Consider the following 15,608-nt stretch of genomic DNA (forward strand, 5'->3'; position numbering starts at 1 on the left):
ATTGCGTAGAATATCCATTTTCCCGAGTTTAATCGGAAAAAATCTGCTTGTTTTGGGCTGAATTTACCTTTTCAACCGATTAACCGGATTTTCTCCGTTTATTAAACCACCCCGTTCACTTTTCACAATAAAGGCTCCTTCGCTCCGTCCCCCAGGAAAAAATACCGGCTACTCCACAACGTTCACTTGAATTTCCAACTTGTTACTGATGATTTCACCCAACTCCCGCTTTTCAGGTTCTTGCGGATTTTGGCTAGGGGATCCGTCATCGGAAGAGTCGCCACCCGGTGATCTCGGAGATGTTGGCATCGAATTGTCACTTTGTTTAATCCGATCTTGGATGTTTGGATGCTGGGCCAATTCATCAAGCACTTTTCTTTCTTGTGCCGCCCTTCGTGCTTCTGCTTGTGAAGCTGGTGGCTCTGTGATACGGGTCTGCTGCACGATTCTTTCGAAAGCTGCCCTTTGTTCAGATGGCATGCTTGCCAATGCTTCCTTCAATCTCTTTTCAAGCTGGGCCTGCATTTCCTGCAACCGTTGTTCTTGTTCCCTCTGTAGTTGTTGCTGGACGAGGATCAGCTGTGCCATACTTTCTTCGATGAACGGATTGAACTGGTTTTTATCCATTGTCATTGGCGGTTGCACTTGACCTGATGTTGGGATAATTGATTGTTGATTCCCGTGGACAAGCGTTTCCGCTTCTGACGAACCTTTTCGGGAGACACCAACAACACCGTCAAACACACTAACACCATTTCGGCCGTTAGGCTGAACACTAACCATGAAAAGGGTCCCACGCACACCTGCTGTGGTGGTTGGTGTTTCGATTTCAAATTTGGAATCTGAACTAAATAGACTTTTCACCTTTACAACCACATTTCCAGCCCATTCTTTAAAGGACGCTTTCTTGGTGACTTCAAAATGGACCTCTTGGCTTGCCAGTGGATTCCCATTTGCATCCTTACCTGTGACTTGATAGGAATATGAGTTTCCGGGAGAGACCTCGGTATCAAACCAGGTAGTTTTTGATGTCGAAGGAAGAACTGGCTTGCTTTCTTCTTGAACGGAGTCATTTTTTGCTTTGAAGACTGAGAATGATTTGGCCTGTTGCTTGGTTTCCCAGTTTAATCCGATATTTTCTTCCCCCACTTTTCCTCGAAGCAAAATGCCGTCCCCTTTAAAGCTTTGTGCTTTCACACCATCATCCTTCATTAATTGCAGGGAAGTATCCAATTCTTGAATAGTGATTCTAGTATTCTCGTCAATAAAAAGGGTATCCCCATCATTTGTAACAAGAGTAGCACCCGCTTCGGGTCCTGTCTGAATCTCGGAACCAACATGAAGGTGATCTCCCTCTCGCAAAGGATGACCTACGCCGTCTATAAGATGTTGGACACCCCCTTTTATTTTTGCAACCTTGACCTTCAACTGCATTCGTTCCCTAAAATCCTCCTCTTGAAACTGCAGGGCTTGATCAATAAGAATACTAGCCTGGCCACGGGTAAGAGGTAAATGGGGTGCGAATTCAGTTTCTGAGATTCCGCGAATCAACCCTGCTTCATGTAGACCCAAAATAGATTCCCTCATTTTATCAGGCAAGCTGCTTAAATCTTTGAACGGTTCTTCCACATCCTCTCCAGATATTTGTAAGGCGTTAGCCAATAGCAGACTAGCGTCACCCCTTGTAAGTACCTGATCCACCCCCAGATCTAGCAGACTCCAATCCGTATCTAGTAAAATCCCACTTTGATAGCTTTGCACAAGGATGGGATAGGCCCAATGTTTTTCTAGTTGTTGGAAGGGGATAGGCCCTTCAATAAGCGACTCGGTTTGGACGGTCGTCAATAAAAGCTTTAAAAATTCAGCTCTAGTGACGCGATCGTTCGGGCGGAATCGGTCATCGGGAAATCCAGAGATGATTCCGGCCTCATACAGCTTTTGGATCGATGGTTCTGCGTAATGGCCTTGAATATCAGAAAGAGCTGGGGAGGCCCCGGCAATAAACGGACATGCGAAGGTGATCACGATGGCAGAAATCCATGAAAATGACAGATGTTTTTTCACCCAAACGGCTCCTTTCTACATTTTTCAACATATTTTACCATAGATTACTAGAGAGTAATAAAAAAACATTGTGATAAAATTTAACTAATTTCAATATTTATGAAACATTTTCCATCCTATAGCGTAATAATGTATAGACAAGCCTGATAAGTCATGAAGAATAGGACAGAAACGGTCCTATTTTTTGCTATGGAAAGGGGAGTTTTAAAAGGTGAAAAGAAAGAAACGATTGGTGAGTGGGAGATCTGTTGTCATTCCAATGTTAAGTTTAGCTATGCTGCAGCCAGCGATGTATGTTGGGGCAGAATCAGGGAATACGGTCTTCATGCAGACACAGAAAGTGAGTGCAGTTCAGGAAGAAGTCATCCCGGCAAATCCAGAGAATGCAAAGGTTACGAAAGAAGAAGCGATTGAGAAAATCCGATCACTTTTTCCCATGCTAAAGGATGCCCAGGTTTCTGAGGTGGAGTTGGGTGATAGTCATGTGTATCCTCCACCTGCGAATCAGATGGTGTGGAATATTGAATGGCACTATCAAAGGGGGAATTCTGGCTACGGCTTTAATAGTAGAGTGGATGCGATGACGGGGGATCTTATTTCTACTTATATCGGTTTTCCAATAGATGAGGAAGATGTAGCCTATTATCCGCCGAAAGTGTCCAGAGAAGAGGCAGTGAAAAAAGCGGAGGCCTTTATTAAAAAGGCAGCACCATACATAACCAATTTAAAAGAAAAGCCTGTAACCTACTTTACAAACCAGCCCTTGTTTGGACAGGTCCGGCATTCCTTCCAATTCGAAAGAACCGTTCAAGGGATTCCGGTTCCTGAGGAATCAATTTATATGACCGTCGATGGGGAAGGTCGGGTCATTGAGTTCAATCGCCAAGCCTCTATTGGAGAATATCCTTCGGCAACTCCGACGATTACCGCTGAAGAGGCACTTAAAAAATACCAGGATCAGTTGGAATTAACGCTACATTATATTCCTCTTTATCGTGGGGGAGAAAATACCGTTTTCCTCGGTTGGAAGCCTGCCGTCCCTTATTCAGTAATCGATGCGATGGGTGGGGAATTTCTTTCACCGACAGGCCAGCCTATGAGTAAGGATAGTGTGGTATATGAAGAAATTCCGAAATCTATGAATGCATTTAAGCCCAATCCAAGTGGCAAACAATTAACAGCTGACGAAGCTGCAGCGATTGTTGAAAAAGTGGGAAAGATTCCTGAAGGACGAAAACTTCAAGCGAAGTCCCTAGGCAGTTACCGTGGAGAGCAGGGACAAAGTGTATGGAATCTCACCTACCGCGACAGCACACAAAGAGCTTTTGGGCCGGAAAGCGAAACTTTTGCTGCTATCGATGCGAAAACGGGCCAAATTCTAGAATTTGAAGAAAATCGTTTTGGTTACCCCACATCAGAAGTTGAGGGAGAAAAACCGAACAAGGAAGAAGTAAAGAAAAAGGCCATCGAGTTGATCCAGCAGCTTTATCCAAATGCCGCCGATGACCTAAAACTAATCAACACCGATTCCATGATGTATTATCCACCTATGGAAAATACAGTATCATTTGGCTTTCAGCGCTTTTATAACGGTATTCCGGTAGAAGGGGATACGGTCAACCTTACTTTAAATGCAAAGGGACAATTAGTTCGATTGTATACAAATCAAACAACAGATCTTGCAGGTAAAGTGAAGGGATTATCCGCCAAAGTTTCCAAGGAAGAAGCAACGAAACGGTATCTGAAGGACACGTCAGTTCAGTTGAACTTCTTGCGCATCGGGGAGCCTTGGTCCCCAGAAGGTAATGCGAATTCAGATATTAAATTAGTCTATCAACAGACCTTTAAGGATGGATTACATGGTGGATTTGCTATCGATGCAATCGATGGGAAATGGAAATCAGGTTGGGATCCATCAGGTGATGCCGAGCATCAAGGGGTTGAACCAAAAGATATAAAGGGACACTGGGCAGAAACTTCCTTGCAAACACTCATTCGCTACCAAATCATCAAGCCGGATGAAAAAGGAAATGTCAACCCAGACCACGCCATTACCCGCGGGGAGTGGTTAGATATGATGGTCAAGGCAGTTGACCCATATTATGATCAAGTTTACATTGATCCCCAAGCGGGAGAGTTGTTTGATGATGTGAAAAAAGATCATGCCTATTATCCTGCTGCACGTTGGGCCCGTGAACGCGATTGGATCGACGCCAAGGAGAAAAAGCTGGGATTAGATCAGGTGCTAACTCGTGAAAACTTGGCTGTATCCCTTACCCACATTGTCAAATATGATAAATTGGCTAAGTTTATGGGTGCCGAGGAAGTAGGCTTTGCCGATGCTTCACAAATTAAGGCAAAGGGTGCGGTGTCGATCATCACCCGTCTTGGATTGATGAAAGGAGTGGATGGGAAGTTCAATCCATCCAGTCAAGTGACAAAAGCCCAGGCCGCTACTGTCCTTATGGGGCTTGTGGAGCTTCAAGGGAAAACCGATTCTCCAATCGGACAAATCCGCTATTAGTAAGAACGCTGTCCCCCTTGTTCAGGGGGACGGCTTTTTTGCTTTTAGGTTTGGGGAACGATAAGCTAAAGGTAAAATTTTGGTTTTATAGGGGGCACACGAAATGAGCCTGGCAAGGCGAGTTGGAATCAATCTTGCTTATAAAATCATCTATTTCCCTCTAATTCTCTTTTTGTTACCCCAACTTTTTTTGGATCATGTGGTTTATTCTTCGTGGGTTGTACCTTTTACATTGAGTGCCTTGTATATTGCGATCGGATTGATTGCCGATGAAACCGTACTACCTAAGTTTGGGCTTGTTTCTTCAACAATCCAGGGATGCGTGTTCATGATCGTTGTTACTTGGTTAAGTCAATTTGTTTTTAATGGAACAGTGATTTCAATATTCGCGGCGATTGTCATTGGTTTGTTATTGGGGATAGGGGAGTATCTCATGCATCAGAGGATTTTGGCGTGGCGAAGAACGGAAATGTTGTCAAGTCCATAGTCTCAAGCCCTAATCGAGTTCGAAAATGAGGCGGAAAATCCTTGAGGGAGGGTCTCAAGCCTAAAACGGGGTTAAAAACGAGGTGGAAAGTCTTTGAGGAGGGCCCTAGGGTCGAAGCCTGGTCCGGAGCCTCCTGGATTCCGACTGCCCCCCTTTTTCCCCGACCTAAGTCAGAAACAAGCGTGAATCCTACTCAGAAATAATTGACTATTCAACCAAAACTAAATTATACTAAATCACATCCAATTAAAAATGAGAGCTGGTGTGATATGGACAATACTTATCCAAAAGTAGGGTTGATTGGATTTGGCGAAGTGGGACAAGCTTTTGCCAAAGGTTTAGTAGAAAAGACAAATCAGGTTTGGGCATACGATATCGTTTTTGAAACCCCCAACCACCCCCTAGCAGTAAAAGCAAGGGAGATGGGGGTACAGCCAACACAGCAGTTAGAGGAAATAGGAGCCCATTGTTCGCTAATTTTAACCTTAGTAAACAGTTCCTCCTCGGAAACAGTAGCCCAAAATATTGCTCCAGCGTTATCAAGTAGAACGATCTATCTTGACCTTACGACCAGCACTCCCCAAATGAAAGCAAGAAGTGAGCAGTTCATTTCTTCGTATGCTGGAATGTATGTAGATGCCAGCATCATGGGAACCGTAGCTACGGAGCAACATCGTGTCCCACTTTTAATTGCCGGAGCAAATGGAGAGAAGGTTAAATTTCAATTGGATCGGCTAGGATTTAACGCTACTGTAATTGATCAACCAAACGGGGCGGCAGCAAGTATCAAGTTATTGCGCAGTATTTTTATGAAAGGGTTAGAGGCACTTGTCATTGAAACTATGCTGACCGCAGAGAATTACAAGGTTTCCGATGAGGTCATGAAGAGTATAGCGAATACCCTGAATCATAATGACTTCACGCAGTTTGCAAATACCTTAATCACGACCCACGTCTTACATAAAAAACGGCGGCATAAAGAAGTACAAGATAGCTATTCCCTGATCACAGAAGCAAATCTTGAGCCACATGTTACACAGGGGGTTCTATCCTTCTTCGGAGAATCAGTAAAAAAAGAAATCAATATGGACCATTTGCGCCTGAGTAAAGAAGAAGCGGTAAAAGATATTTTGCACCAATATTTGTTACAAAAATAAGAGGAAGGATCTCTCCTTCTTCTTATGGCAAGTCAATTAAGATAAATGTTGCTTCGCATCCTGCCTCAATCCTCTTACCTCAGTGATTCTTGCTGAATCGCGCTTTTTCATAGAATGTTGCCCATTAAGTGTAACCTCTCCCTCAATGACAAAATAAAAGATTTCCGCACAGATTCCTGGTTAAAAGCAAGAGATTTTCAGGTGTCATTCTTATTCTTTGTCCAAACCGAGATGAACCATTGATGTTTCAATTTAAGTGTTCTACTGGAATTCAAATACCGTTAAAGGTTAAAATAACCATGATATCAAATAGAAGGAAAAAGGATGTATCACATGACAGAGAACTGGTCAGTATCTTCGTTAAAACCATCGTTACAGAATATCTGGAAAAAAAGCGGATTTAAAAATTTGACAGCCATTCAGCAAAAGACTATTCCCTTGTTGATCGAAGGGAAGGATGTCATTGCTGAATCGCCAACAGGTACAGGAAAAACGGTGGCTTATTTATTGCCCCTTTTACAAAGGATCAACCCGGAGGAAAAAGGCTTGCAAGCTGTTGTATTAGCCCCAACAAGAGAATTGGTCATGCAAATCTTGCAGGAGATCCAAAAGTGGACGGAAGCAAGCAGCATCACCGGGGTATCCCTCATTGGCGGCGCTGACATCAAAAGGCAGCTTGAAAAATTAAAGAAACATCCACAAATTGCGGTAGGCACACCGGGACGAATTCACGAATTGATTCAAATGAAGAAATTGAAGATGCATGATGTGGGGTCGATTGTGCTTGATGAGGCTGATCAGCTAACGGTTCCTGAACATGCGGAAACGGTAAAAATGATTATTCGTAGCACCTTAAAGGACCGACAAATAGCCGTTTTCTCTGCGACACTTGCGGATCGAACAGAGAAAACAGTAAAGGAATGGATGCAAGATCCGGAGATCATTCGGATTCAAAAGGATGATTTGCCACCTTCCAAGGTTGAGCATCTTTACTTTGTTTGCGAGCAAAGGGAAAAAATTGACCTATTAAGAAAAATTGTCAGAATGGAACCAGTCAAAGCCCTTGTATTCTTTAACGGAATTGGGGATTTTTCCGTGCTTGCGGCAAAGTTGCGCTATAAAGGATTAGACATAGAGCTTCTTCATGGGGAAGCAAAAAAGACCGAGCGAGAAGCCGTTCTGAAAAATTTCCGCGAGGGGAAATTCTCGCTGTTATTGGCAACAGACGTGGCAGCAAGAGGGTTAGATATTGAAGGACTTACTCATGTCATTCATTTTGATGTTCCAAAAGATGCCGAGCAATATATTCATCGTTCAGGAAGGACGGGCCGAATGGGGGCATCAGGTACCGTCATCTCGATTGTGACTGTGCCGGAGGAAAGAATCCTAAAGAAAATTGGTCGTGATTTGGCGATTCCAATCCAAAAGAAAACGTTACATATGGGCCAGATGGTAAACGAAAAGCCCGCGTCCGTGGTGAAACCCCAACGAGGGAAAGTAAAGTCGAAAAGGAAATAAAAAGGTCTAAAAACGGATGAAAATGCATAATGAATAATCTAAGTGAAATGGGAAAGGGGATCTTTCGGATATGAATAGACAACCTTTTGCAAACGAACCATTTACGGATTTTTCATTGGATGAAAACAAAAAGGCGTTTTTGGCAGCCCTAGCGAAGGTGAAAGAACAACTTGGGCAGGATTATCCTCTTCACATTGGATCGGAAAAGATCTTGACGGAGGAGAAAATTGTCTCGATGAATCCTGGAGATACCGGGCAGGTGATCGGGCGGGTAAGCAAAGCTTCTCAAGAACTCGCAGAAAAAGCGATGCAAGTGGCTCTAGAGAAATTTGAAAGTTGGCAAAGGGTGCCGCCGCTTGAACGGGCGGAGTATTTATTCAAGGCGGCAGCCCGGATGCGGGAGCGGAAGCATGAGTTTTCGGCACTGATGGTGTTGGAGGCGGGCAAAAATTGGGCTGAAGCGGATGCGGACACAGCAGAGGCTATTGATTTTATGGAATTTTATGCGAGAGAAGTAATCCGTCTTAGTGAAACGAATATTCATTCACCACTGGTCAAAATTCCTCAAGAGGACAACTGTCTTTCTTACATCCCTTTAGGGGGTGGTGTGGTCATCCCACCTTGGAATTTCCCTTTGGCGATTTGCGTCGGCATGACAACCGCAGCCATTGGATCAGGCAATACTGTGCTGCTCAAACCCGCGTCCCCGACTCCTGTAATAGCTCATCAATTTGTTGCTTTAATGGAGGAGATCGGACTTCCTGCTGGGGTGTTGAACTTTATTCCCGGAAACAGTTCAGAAATCGGGGATTTTTTGGTCACCCATCCAAAAACCCGTTTCATCAGTTTTACTGGCTCGAAGGAAGTCGGTCTAAGGATTAATAAGCTGGCAGCGGAAACAGCAAAAGGACAGATTTGGATTAAACGGGTGATTGCTGAAATGGGCGGGAAGGATGGTATCGTTGTGGATGAAACCGCTGATTTGGATGCTGCAGCCGCTTCCATCGTCGGCTCTGCTTTTGGCTTTCAAGGTCAGAAATGTTCAGCAGCCTCCCGGGCGATTATCGTGGAATCTGTCTATGAACAAATGGTGCAGAAGATCGTGGAGCTTGTATCCAAGTTAAGGGTTGGACCGGCGGACGAAAACGCTCCCGTTGGACCTGTGGTGGATCAGGCAGCATATAATCGAATCCTTGATTACATTGAGGTTGGAAAAAGGGAAGGGCGTCTTTTGATCGGGGGACAGAAAGCAGAAGGCAATGGCTATTATATACAGCCAACAGTCATAGCAGATGTTGATCCCAAGGCGCGGATTATGCAGGAAGAGATTTTTGGTCCTGTGTTAGCTGTGGCAAAAGCAAAGGATTATCAAGAAGCCATTGATATTTATAATGATACAGAGTTTGGTTTAACTGGCTCGTTTTACTCAACGGACGAAGCGCGTATCGCGTATGCAACTGACCGAATGCATTGCGGGAATTTATATATCAATCGAAAATGTACAGGAGCCTTGGTTGGAGTGCACCCATTTGGCGGGTTCAACATGTCAGGTACGGACTCCAAAGCAGGCGGACATGATTATCTTTTGTTGTTTACACAAGCGAAAGTCACTTCACGCAAAAAGGTATGATAAGATAGGGACGTCCAGGAATTTTTTGAGAGAAATGGAGATAGAAGAAATGCAGTTCGGAAGTTATGAAAAAGTGGAAGAAGCAATCTGGGATTTGGTTGACAAGGAGATTATCCAGGGAGAGTTTATGCAATCCCTTCTTGCGGGAAAATGGAATGCTGAGCAAGTAAGCGAATTTGCCCTGCAGTATAGTTATTACAGCCGCAACTTTCCCCGAGTGTTAGGGGCAGCAATAGCTGCTGTAATGCCGGAAGATGACTGGTGGGTAGGTTTAGTAGATAATTTATGGGATGAGGCGGGGCGCGGAAACCCTCGTGCGTATCACTCGAGGCTTTATCATACATTTCTGCAGTCCGCTGCACCACATATCCCGACAAATGAAAAATATGTACCAGATTATCCTGTGGCACCTGCACCCATTGTGGCAGTTGACACCTTTATCCAGTTCCTTCAACAGGCCACACCATTAGAGGCGATGGCTGCCGTTGGATTTGGTTCGGAGCTGTTTGCAGGCAAAGTGATGGGATTAATCGGGGAAGGGCTGAGCCATCCTAATTATATACGAGACGGTAAGCTGTTGAATGTGACCTTCTGGAAAGCCCACGCAGACCAACACGAACCGAGGCATTATCAACTCTGCAAGAACGTCTTGGAACGATTTGAGGCAGAAGCGGATTTACAGGCCATGTATCGTGCAGGGGCTTATATTGTAAAAGCGGAGGCTAATTTGTATAACGGTATCTTTGAGAGAATGAAGAGCTATGTGTAATATGGTAGGCGTTCGGCCCGTGGAATAAGATAGCGGAACTTTTTTCCGTTATCTCATAAAATCCAAGGGGAGACAATTGCAATAGCGGAAAGTTCTTCCGCTACTGAGGAACAAAACTACGTCACTAGTGCTTCCAACCGAAAATAACGGAAAAAAAATTCCGCTATTCTCTGGATTTCAGACCCAAAATAGAGAATAGCGGAAAATTTTACCTTTATTTCAGAAGCTCCCCAAGAAGACCCTCTTTTTAATTCAAACGCTTCGTCCAGAACCCACCCTTAAAATACCTCGGGTCGTAGGAGATCACAAAAGCCTTAGGGGCGATTTCCTCGATCGTGCTGATCAATTTTTTTTCATTACTACGCTTTGCTAAAACCTGCATGACAAGTCGGTGACCATCTTTACCTTCCCCAAGCCAGCTTGTGACCCCAAATCCTTTTTCCCGGAGCTTCTGCGGAAGAGCCTGATCTTTCGAATCTACAACAATTTGCAAGGCAATGTATCCTAATGCAAGCCATTCTTCAATCTTACTTCCCATATAAACGCCGGTTCCCCAACCGATACAATAAGCAAGCAGATTGAGCGGCTTGTCGATATTATCCAAAACAATGTTCAATCCCATCAGATAAACAAAGACTTCAACTACACTGATTAAAGAAGCAAGCATGCGTTGTCCTTTAAAGGTGAATATCATCCGGACGGTAAAAAAAGATACGTAAATAATGTTAATAACAAAAATAATAAGGATCATGCTTAGGCCGTTCATTTTTATGACCCCCTCCCCTGAATTCACTATCCTTTTTAGCCTTAAACTAATTGGCTCAGTGGCTATTATGGTATCACAGAAATGGAATTTATCCAAACACAGCAAATGGAATATTTCCAGGGAAATTGTCGAAAGGGAGAATGTAATTATCCACAGATAATAGTGGATATTCTGTGGATAGTTTATCAACAGATGTGTATAAATTAGTGGATAACTGATAAACCGTCTTCATTTGGAGGAAACAATACCAACAATTATCAGCTAGACTAAACTTTAACACAGATCCAGGCTATTTGTTTCTGGATTGGGGATAATCCAAAGTATTTATCCACAAGTTTTTGGAAATTATTGGGGCTGTCCACAAGGTAAGATGGGAAAGGAAATTGATCGAAGGGTGTCGAAAAGTTAATGAAGTGTACTTAGCTATTGTGATGGAGGAAATCAGATGATTCATGTTTTGCTCATAGATGATGAAGAACATGCCCTTGATATTCTGGAAATTCTGCTTAATCAAATGGGAAACCTCGTTATTTCGGGGAAATATACCAATCCTATGAAAGCGATTGAGGTTATCCACCATACCCAGGTAGATGCAGTCTTTCTAGATATTGATATGCCGGGTATGAAAGGGATGGACGTGGCGAAAGAAATTCAGCGAGTAAACCCCAATATCCAAATTATTTTTACCACTGCCTATGCTGAGTATGCAATTGAAGCTTTTGAAATTCGATCGCTCGACTACCTATTAAAGCCGATTAGGATGGAAAGACTGGCAGACTCCGTAAATCGCATTCAGGAAACGAAAACTGAAGAAAATACCAAGATTGAATCCCGAGCACTGGTCGTCTGTATGGGAGATTTCTCCATTCATCTTAGCAATGCGAAGAATGAACAGATAATTTGGAGGACAAATAAAGAAAAGGAATTGTGCGCTTTCCTTATTCATCATTTAGGTCAAGTAGTGCACCGGGATGTGATTTTGGAAGCGCTTTGGCCGGAATCCAATGTTGAAAAGGCTAGAACTTATCTTCACACCTGTATCTCCTTGCTGAGGAAAAATCTTCGTACATTTGACTTGCCTGCCACAGTAACAAAAACAGGAAGCGGTTATGCTCTTGATCTCGGAGATATGGGCTGTGATGTAAGGGAACTGGAGGAGCTTCTTGATCAGATTTTAAAGGGAGAGGCAGTACTACGGCCAAAGTGGATGGAAAAGCTGAATCATTTGTACAAAGCCGACTACATGGACCACTGTGATTTTGATTGGGCACGAACAAAAAAGGAATCATTGGCTAAAAAGTATGTTCAGGCTTTGCGGTATGGTTTCCTTTATTTCAAGAAAGTAAAGCAATTTTCTGATGCAATAGAATGTCTTCACAAGATCTTAGAATTAACACCGGAATCCGAACAAGATGGCCGTGAACTTATCAAACTACTCCTTATTCTAGGAAAAAGAAATGAGGCAATATTGGTTTATCGCCAGTTGGAGGCTTCTGTAAAAGATCAACTAGGTGTAGAGTTGGAAGAGGAGACCAAGCGGCTATATCTTCCATTCGCTTCTATGGAGTTGGGGATGAGGAGCTAATATGAAACGAAAATGGTTGGCTTTCCTCATTACATTAGCTATGCTTGCAGTTACTTATGGGACCCTTCCTTACCTTCTAAAAATCAACGAACCGGTAATGCCCAAAGCCATAAATGGCGTATTGGATTTGAGAGGATGGCATTTTGAGGAACATGACAAAGGACTAGTTCGATTAGATGGCGAATGGCAATTTTATCCCGATCAGCTGCTGGAACACCGTGACTTTGCTCTAGAGTCGAACGAGCCTCCCGCAGATCTGATGACAGTCCCAGGATCATGGGCAAGTAGGATGAATACGATTGGCAAAGCTACGTATCGTCTGCTAATTGACGTTGGAAAACAGAACCTCGTTTTTGGTCTGAAAACATTATCTATTCAAATGTCCGCCAGAATTTTTGTGAACGGGCAGGAAATTGGAAACAGTGGAGTACCTTCAGATTTATCCCGATATGTAGGGAAAAACAAACCCATTGTTGGTTATTTTCCACTGCAGCAGGGTCTTAATGAGGTGATTGTGCAGGTAGCCAATTATGATTTTCCCGCATCGAGCGGAATCAAGCACAGCATTTATTTCGGAACTAGTGAACAAATTTCAGAGCTGCAATCCAAAGCAGTAGCATATGATTGGATATCGGTCACGGCATTTTTGATCATCGGGCTTTACTTTATCGGGATGTATACACAGCGAACAAAAGATCGCTTTCTCCTCATATTTGGACTGATGTGTATGCTTATTGCTCTTTTTTCTTCCACAGGCGGGGAGCGGATTATCTTTCATGTATTTCCCGATTTGTCTGTAGGGGCCTTTTTACGAATTCAGATTGTTTCTACTTTATGTGCAAGCATTTCTATGTTTTTGTATGTCTACTTAGTACTTCGGCCTTTTTGCTCGCCTTTGTTAATCCGGATTGCTCTACTCTTGGGATTAATCCAGATTGTACTTAGTCTGTTTTTTATGAGTGCGACCTATAACAGCGTGATTTTGCTCATTCATTCCCTGTATGTATCCTTGGCACCAGTTTACATGATGTACAGCTTGGTCTTGGCTGCGCTGCACAGGGTGGAAGGAAGCTTTTATTTGGCGGTTGCCGCTATTGCTTTGAATCTTTATACTTCGATGCAAAATTTAAACGTCTATTTTGCGGTTCCTATATTTAGTTTTCCGCCGATTGAACCCTTTTTATTTCTGCTTATGCTGTCGCTTCTTATTTCGTTGCGCTTTTCTAATGCGTATAAACAAAATGAGCTGCTGTCCGCACAATTATTAAAAGCTGACCAAATAAAGGATGAATTTATTACAAAAACGGCTCACGAATTCAAAACCCCTTTGCATGGTTTAGTGCACATCGCTGAGTCCATGATTAAGGATTCTAATCAGCTTTCATCTGGTCAACTAGAAAACTTAAGCCTCATTTCTTCAACGGCAAAGCGATTATCCCAATTAGTCTATGATATTTTGGACTTTTCCAGATTGAAGCAAGGGGAAATGAAAGTGGATATGACGCCACATGATATTCATTCTGTTGTGGATGTCGTCATCAAGGTATTTTCTTTCTTAACCGTGGGAAAGGAAATTCGATTAATCAACCGTGTCCCTAAAGAACTTCCTTTAGTATGGGTAGATGAGAATCGAATCCGGCAAATTCTAAGTAATTTACTTGATAATGCGATCAAATATACCGATAGCGGGTTTATTGAGATTTCCGCCGTGAAACGGGATCAGCTGATTGAAATCATTGTCACCGATACTGGGGTAGGGATTGATGAGGACAATCTAGAGACTATTTTTGAACCCTATAAAATGTTGCAACCAGATTCCTATCAGAGCTTTGGACTTGGTTTACCTATTGTAAAACAATTGATTGAACTACAGCAGGGGAGTATTTGGATCAACTCGAAAAAAGGACAGGGAACTTCCGTTCATTTCACCTTAAAAATAGTGGATCCTGAAGATGGAACTGTTATGCAATCGGCAAATGAGAAAAAGGGGATTGGAAATCAGCGGCCGCAAGCTTCTCCCGGGTTTCGTTTTACAACGCCTTATATATCTGATCAACAAGGTCAATATACAGTATTAGTGGTCGATGATCACTATTCCAACCTTAAGGTTTTGATCGATCTGCTGGAACCACTGAATTATAAGGTGGTAGCAGTGAAGGATGGTTTTGAGGCACTGAAATTAATTGAAGAGATGCATGAAATTGATCTTGTTATATTAGATCTGATGATGCCCGGATTGTCAGGGGTGGATGTTTGTCGAGAAATTCGCGAAAAGTATAGTTTGCTAGAGCTTCCCGTCCTGATGGTCACTGCATCGATTCAGCCTGAGGATAAAATCACTTCTTTTGATGCTGGCGCAAATGATTTTCTCACCAAGCCGTTTGATGCGGCGGAGCTGAAGGCACGAGTAAGAGGCCTCCTGATGATCAAGGAATCGGTTGGAAAAGCGGTTGATTTAGAGGTGGCATTTCTTCAATCACAAATCAAACCTCATTTTCTTTATAATGTCCTGAATACGATTATGGCGCTTAGTTATACCGATTCCGAGGCTTCTAGAAAAATGATTACCGATCTCGCAGATTATCTTCGAGGAAGCTTCCATTTTAGCAACACACAAGAGAAGGTTCCTTTTCACCGCGAACTTGCCTTGATCCAATCTTATGTAGAAATTGAAAAAGCCCGTTTTAAGGATCGCATCCGCGTAGAATATGAGATTTCAGATGATGTAAGGGATGTGGAGATTCCGCCACTTCTAATTCAACCCTTAGTAGAAAATGCGATTCGACACGGGATTGGCAACCGTATGGAAGGCGGTATGGTTAGGGTGTGTGCCTATAAAGCAGGGAATCACTGTATCTTTGTGATTGAGGATAACGGGATCGGCTTAAAGGAAAACAGCGTTCAAGAAAAAACAAGCCACACTGGCGTCGGGTTGCAAAATATAAGAAAGCGACTAAAATATGCCTACGGTACGGAATTGAACATTGACAGTGTAGAAGGGTTTGGGACGAAAGTCACAATTCGTATTCCGAGTAATTGAATAGTTCTAAATGACTAGCCTATTGGAAGCATCCAATGGGCTTTTTTGTATTTGTTAAGAATTTGTTA

Annotated in this window: 10 protein-coding genes; 8 read left to right on the forward strand and 2 right to left on the reverse strand. The window is 43.0% G+C overall.

Features of this window, described 5'->3' with window-relative positions; genetic code table 11:
- Positions 1 to 168: 168 nt before the first annotated feature.
- The gene (locus J2Z37_RS00910; RefSeq protein ID WP_209807999.1) at positions 169 to 2,064 is read right to left on the reverse strand and encodes an S-layer homology domain-containing protein; all 1,896 of its coding nucleotides are present in this window, start codon (positions 2,062 to 2,064) and stop codon (positions 169 to 171) included.
- A 211-nt stretch (positions 2,065 to 2,275) separates the two neighbouring features.
- On the opposite strand from J2Z37_RS00910, the gene J2Z37_RS25970 reads away from it, so the two are divergent.
- The 6 genes from J2Z37_RS25970 to J2Z37_RS00940 all read left to right on the forward strand — a co-directional run bounded on the left by J2Z37_RS25970 (position 2,276) and on the right by J2Z37_RS00940 (position 10,149).
- Positions 2,276 to 4,588 (forward strand): YcdB/YcdC domain-containing protein, encoded by a 2,313-nt coding sequence (locus J2Z37_RS25970; RefSeq protein ID WP_209808000.1) that lies wholly within the window; start codon positions 2,276 to 2,278, stop codon positions 4,586 to 4,588.
- A 103-nt stretch (positions 4,589 to 4,691) separates the two neighbouring features.
- Entirely contained in the window at positions 4,692 to 5,075 is a 384-nt protein-coding gene (locus tag J2Z37_RS00920; protein ID WP_209808002.1) for a DUF2512 family protein, read from the forward strand.
- Positions 5,076 to 5,344: 269 nt separating this feature from the next.
- Entirely contained in the window at positions 5,345 to 6,232 is an 888-nt protein-coding gene (locus tag J2Z37_RS00925; protein ID WP_209808004.1) for an NAD(P)-binding domain-containing protein, read from the forward strand.
- A 333-nt stretch (positions 6,233 to 6,565) separates the two neighbouring features.
- Complete coding sequence (locus J2Z37_RS00930) at positions 6,566 to 7,750, forward strand: DEAD/DEAH box helicase (RefSeq protein ID WP_209808005.1); 1,185 nt, start codon at positions 6,566 to 6,568, stop codon at positions 7,748 to 7,750.
- Positions 7,751 to 7,820: 70 nt separating this feature from the next.
- Positions 7,821 to 9,380: an L-glutamate gamma-semialdehyde dehydrogenase gene (pruA, locus tag J2Z37_RS00935; RefSeq protein WP_209808006.1), complete on the forward strand. Its 1,560-nt coding sequence runs from the start codon at positions 7,821 to 7,823 to the stop codon at positions 9,378 to 9,380.
- Positions 9,381 to 9,429: 49 nt separating this feature from the next.
- Positions 9,430 to 10,149 carry an iron-containing redox enzyme family protein gene (locus tag J2Z37_RS00940; RefSeq protein ID WP_245203471.1) on the forward strand — a complete coding sequence of 240 codons (720 nt, stop codon included), beginning with the start codon at positions 9,430 to 9,432 and terminating at the stop codon, positions 10,147 to 10,149.
- Between the two features lie 247 nt (positions 10,150 to 10,396).
- Here J2Z37_RS00940 and J2Z37_RS00945 read toward each other — a convergent pair whose 3' ends face one another.
- Complete coding sequence (locus J2Z37_RS00945) at positions 10,397 to 10,915, reverse strand: DUF2179 domain-containing protein (protein ID WP_209808008.1); 519 nt, start codon at positions 10,913 to 10,915, stop codon at positions 10,397 to 10,399.
- A gap of 445 nt (positions 10,916 to 11,360) precedes the next feature.
- Between J2Z37_RS00945 and J2Z37_RS00950 the strand changes: the two genes are divergently transcribed.
- The gene (locus J2Z37_RS00950; RefSeq protein ID WP_209808009.1) at positions 11,361 to 12,500 is read left to right on the forward strand and encodes a response regulator; all 1,140 of its coding nucleotides are present in this window, start codon (positions 11,361 to 11,363) and stop codon (positions 12,498 to 12,500) included.
- Position 12,501: 1 nt separating this feature from the next.
- Positions 12,502 to 15,540: a hybrid sensor histidine kinase/response regulator gene (locus J2Z37_RS00955; protein ID WP_209808010.1), complete on the forward strand. Its 3,039-nt coding sequence runs from the start codon at positions 12,502 to 12,504 to the stop codon at positions 15,538 to 15,540.
- Positions 15,541 to 15,608 lie beyond the last annotated feature (68 nt).

The sequence above is a fragment of the Ammoniphilus resinae genome, from assembly GCF_017873965.1.
In the GTDB taxonomy this organism is placed as follows: domain Bacteria; phylum Bacillota; class Bacilli; order Aneurinibacillales; family RAOX-1; genus Ammoniphilus_A; species Ammoniphilus_A resinae.

Excerpts from the sequence above, each read along its gene's own strand:
- J2Z37_RS00925 (WP_209808004.1), top strand. The coding sequence starts at position 5,345 with ATGGACAATACTTATCCAAAAGTAGGGTTGATTGGATTTGGCGAAGTG.
- pruA (WP_209808006.1), top strand. The coding sequence starts at position 7,821 with ATGAATAGACAACCTTTTGCAAACGAACCATTTACGGATTTTTCATTG.
- J2Z37_RS00930 (WP_209808005.1), top strand. The coding sequence starts at position 6,566 with ATGACAGAGAACTGGTCAGTATCTTCGTTAAAACCATCGTTACAGAAT.
- J2Z37_RS00940 (WP_245203471.1), top strand. The coding sequence starts at position 9,430 with ATGCAGTTCGGAAGTTATGAAAAAGTGGAAGAAGCAATCTGGGATTTG.
- J2Z37_RS00945 (WP_209808008.1), bottom strand. The coding sequence starts at position 10,915 with ATGAACGGCCTAAGCATGATCCTTATTATTTTTGTTATTAACATTATT.
- J2Z37_RS00955 (WP_209808010.1), top strand. The coding sequence starts at position 12,502 with ATGAAACGAAAATGGTTGGCTTTCCTCATTACATTAGCTATGCTTGCA.
- J2Z37_RS00950 (WP_209808009.1), top strand. The coding sequence starts at position 11,361 with ATGATTCATGTTTTGCTCATAGATGATGAAGAACATGCCCTTGATATT.
- J2Z37_RS00920 (WP_209808002.1), top strand. The coding sequence starts at position 4,692 with ATGAGCCTGGCAAGGCGAGTTGGAATCAATCTTGCTTATAAAATCATC.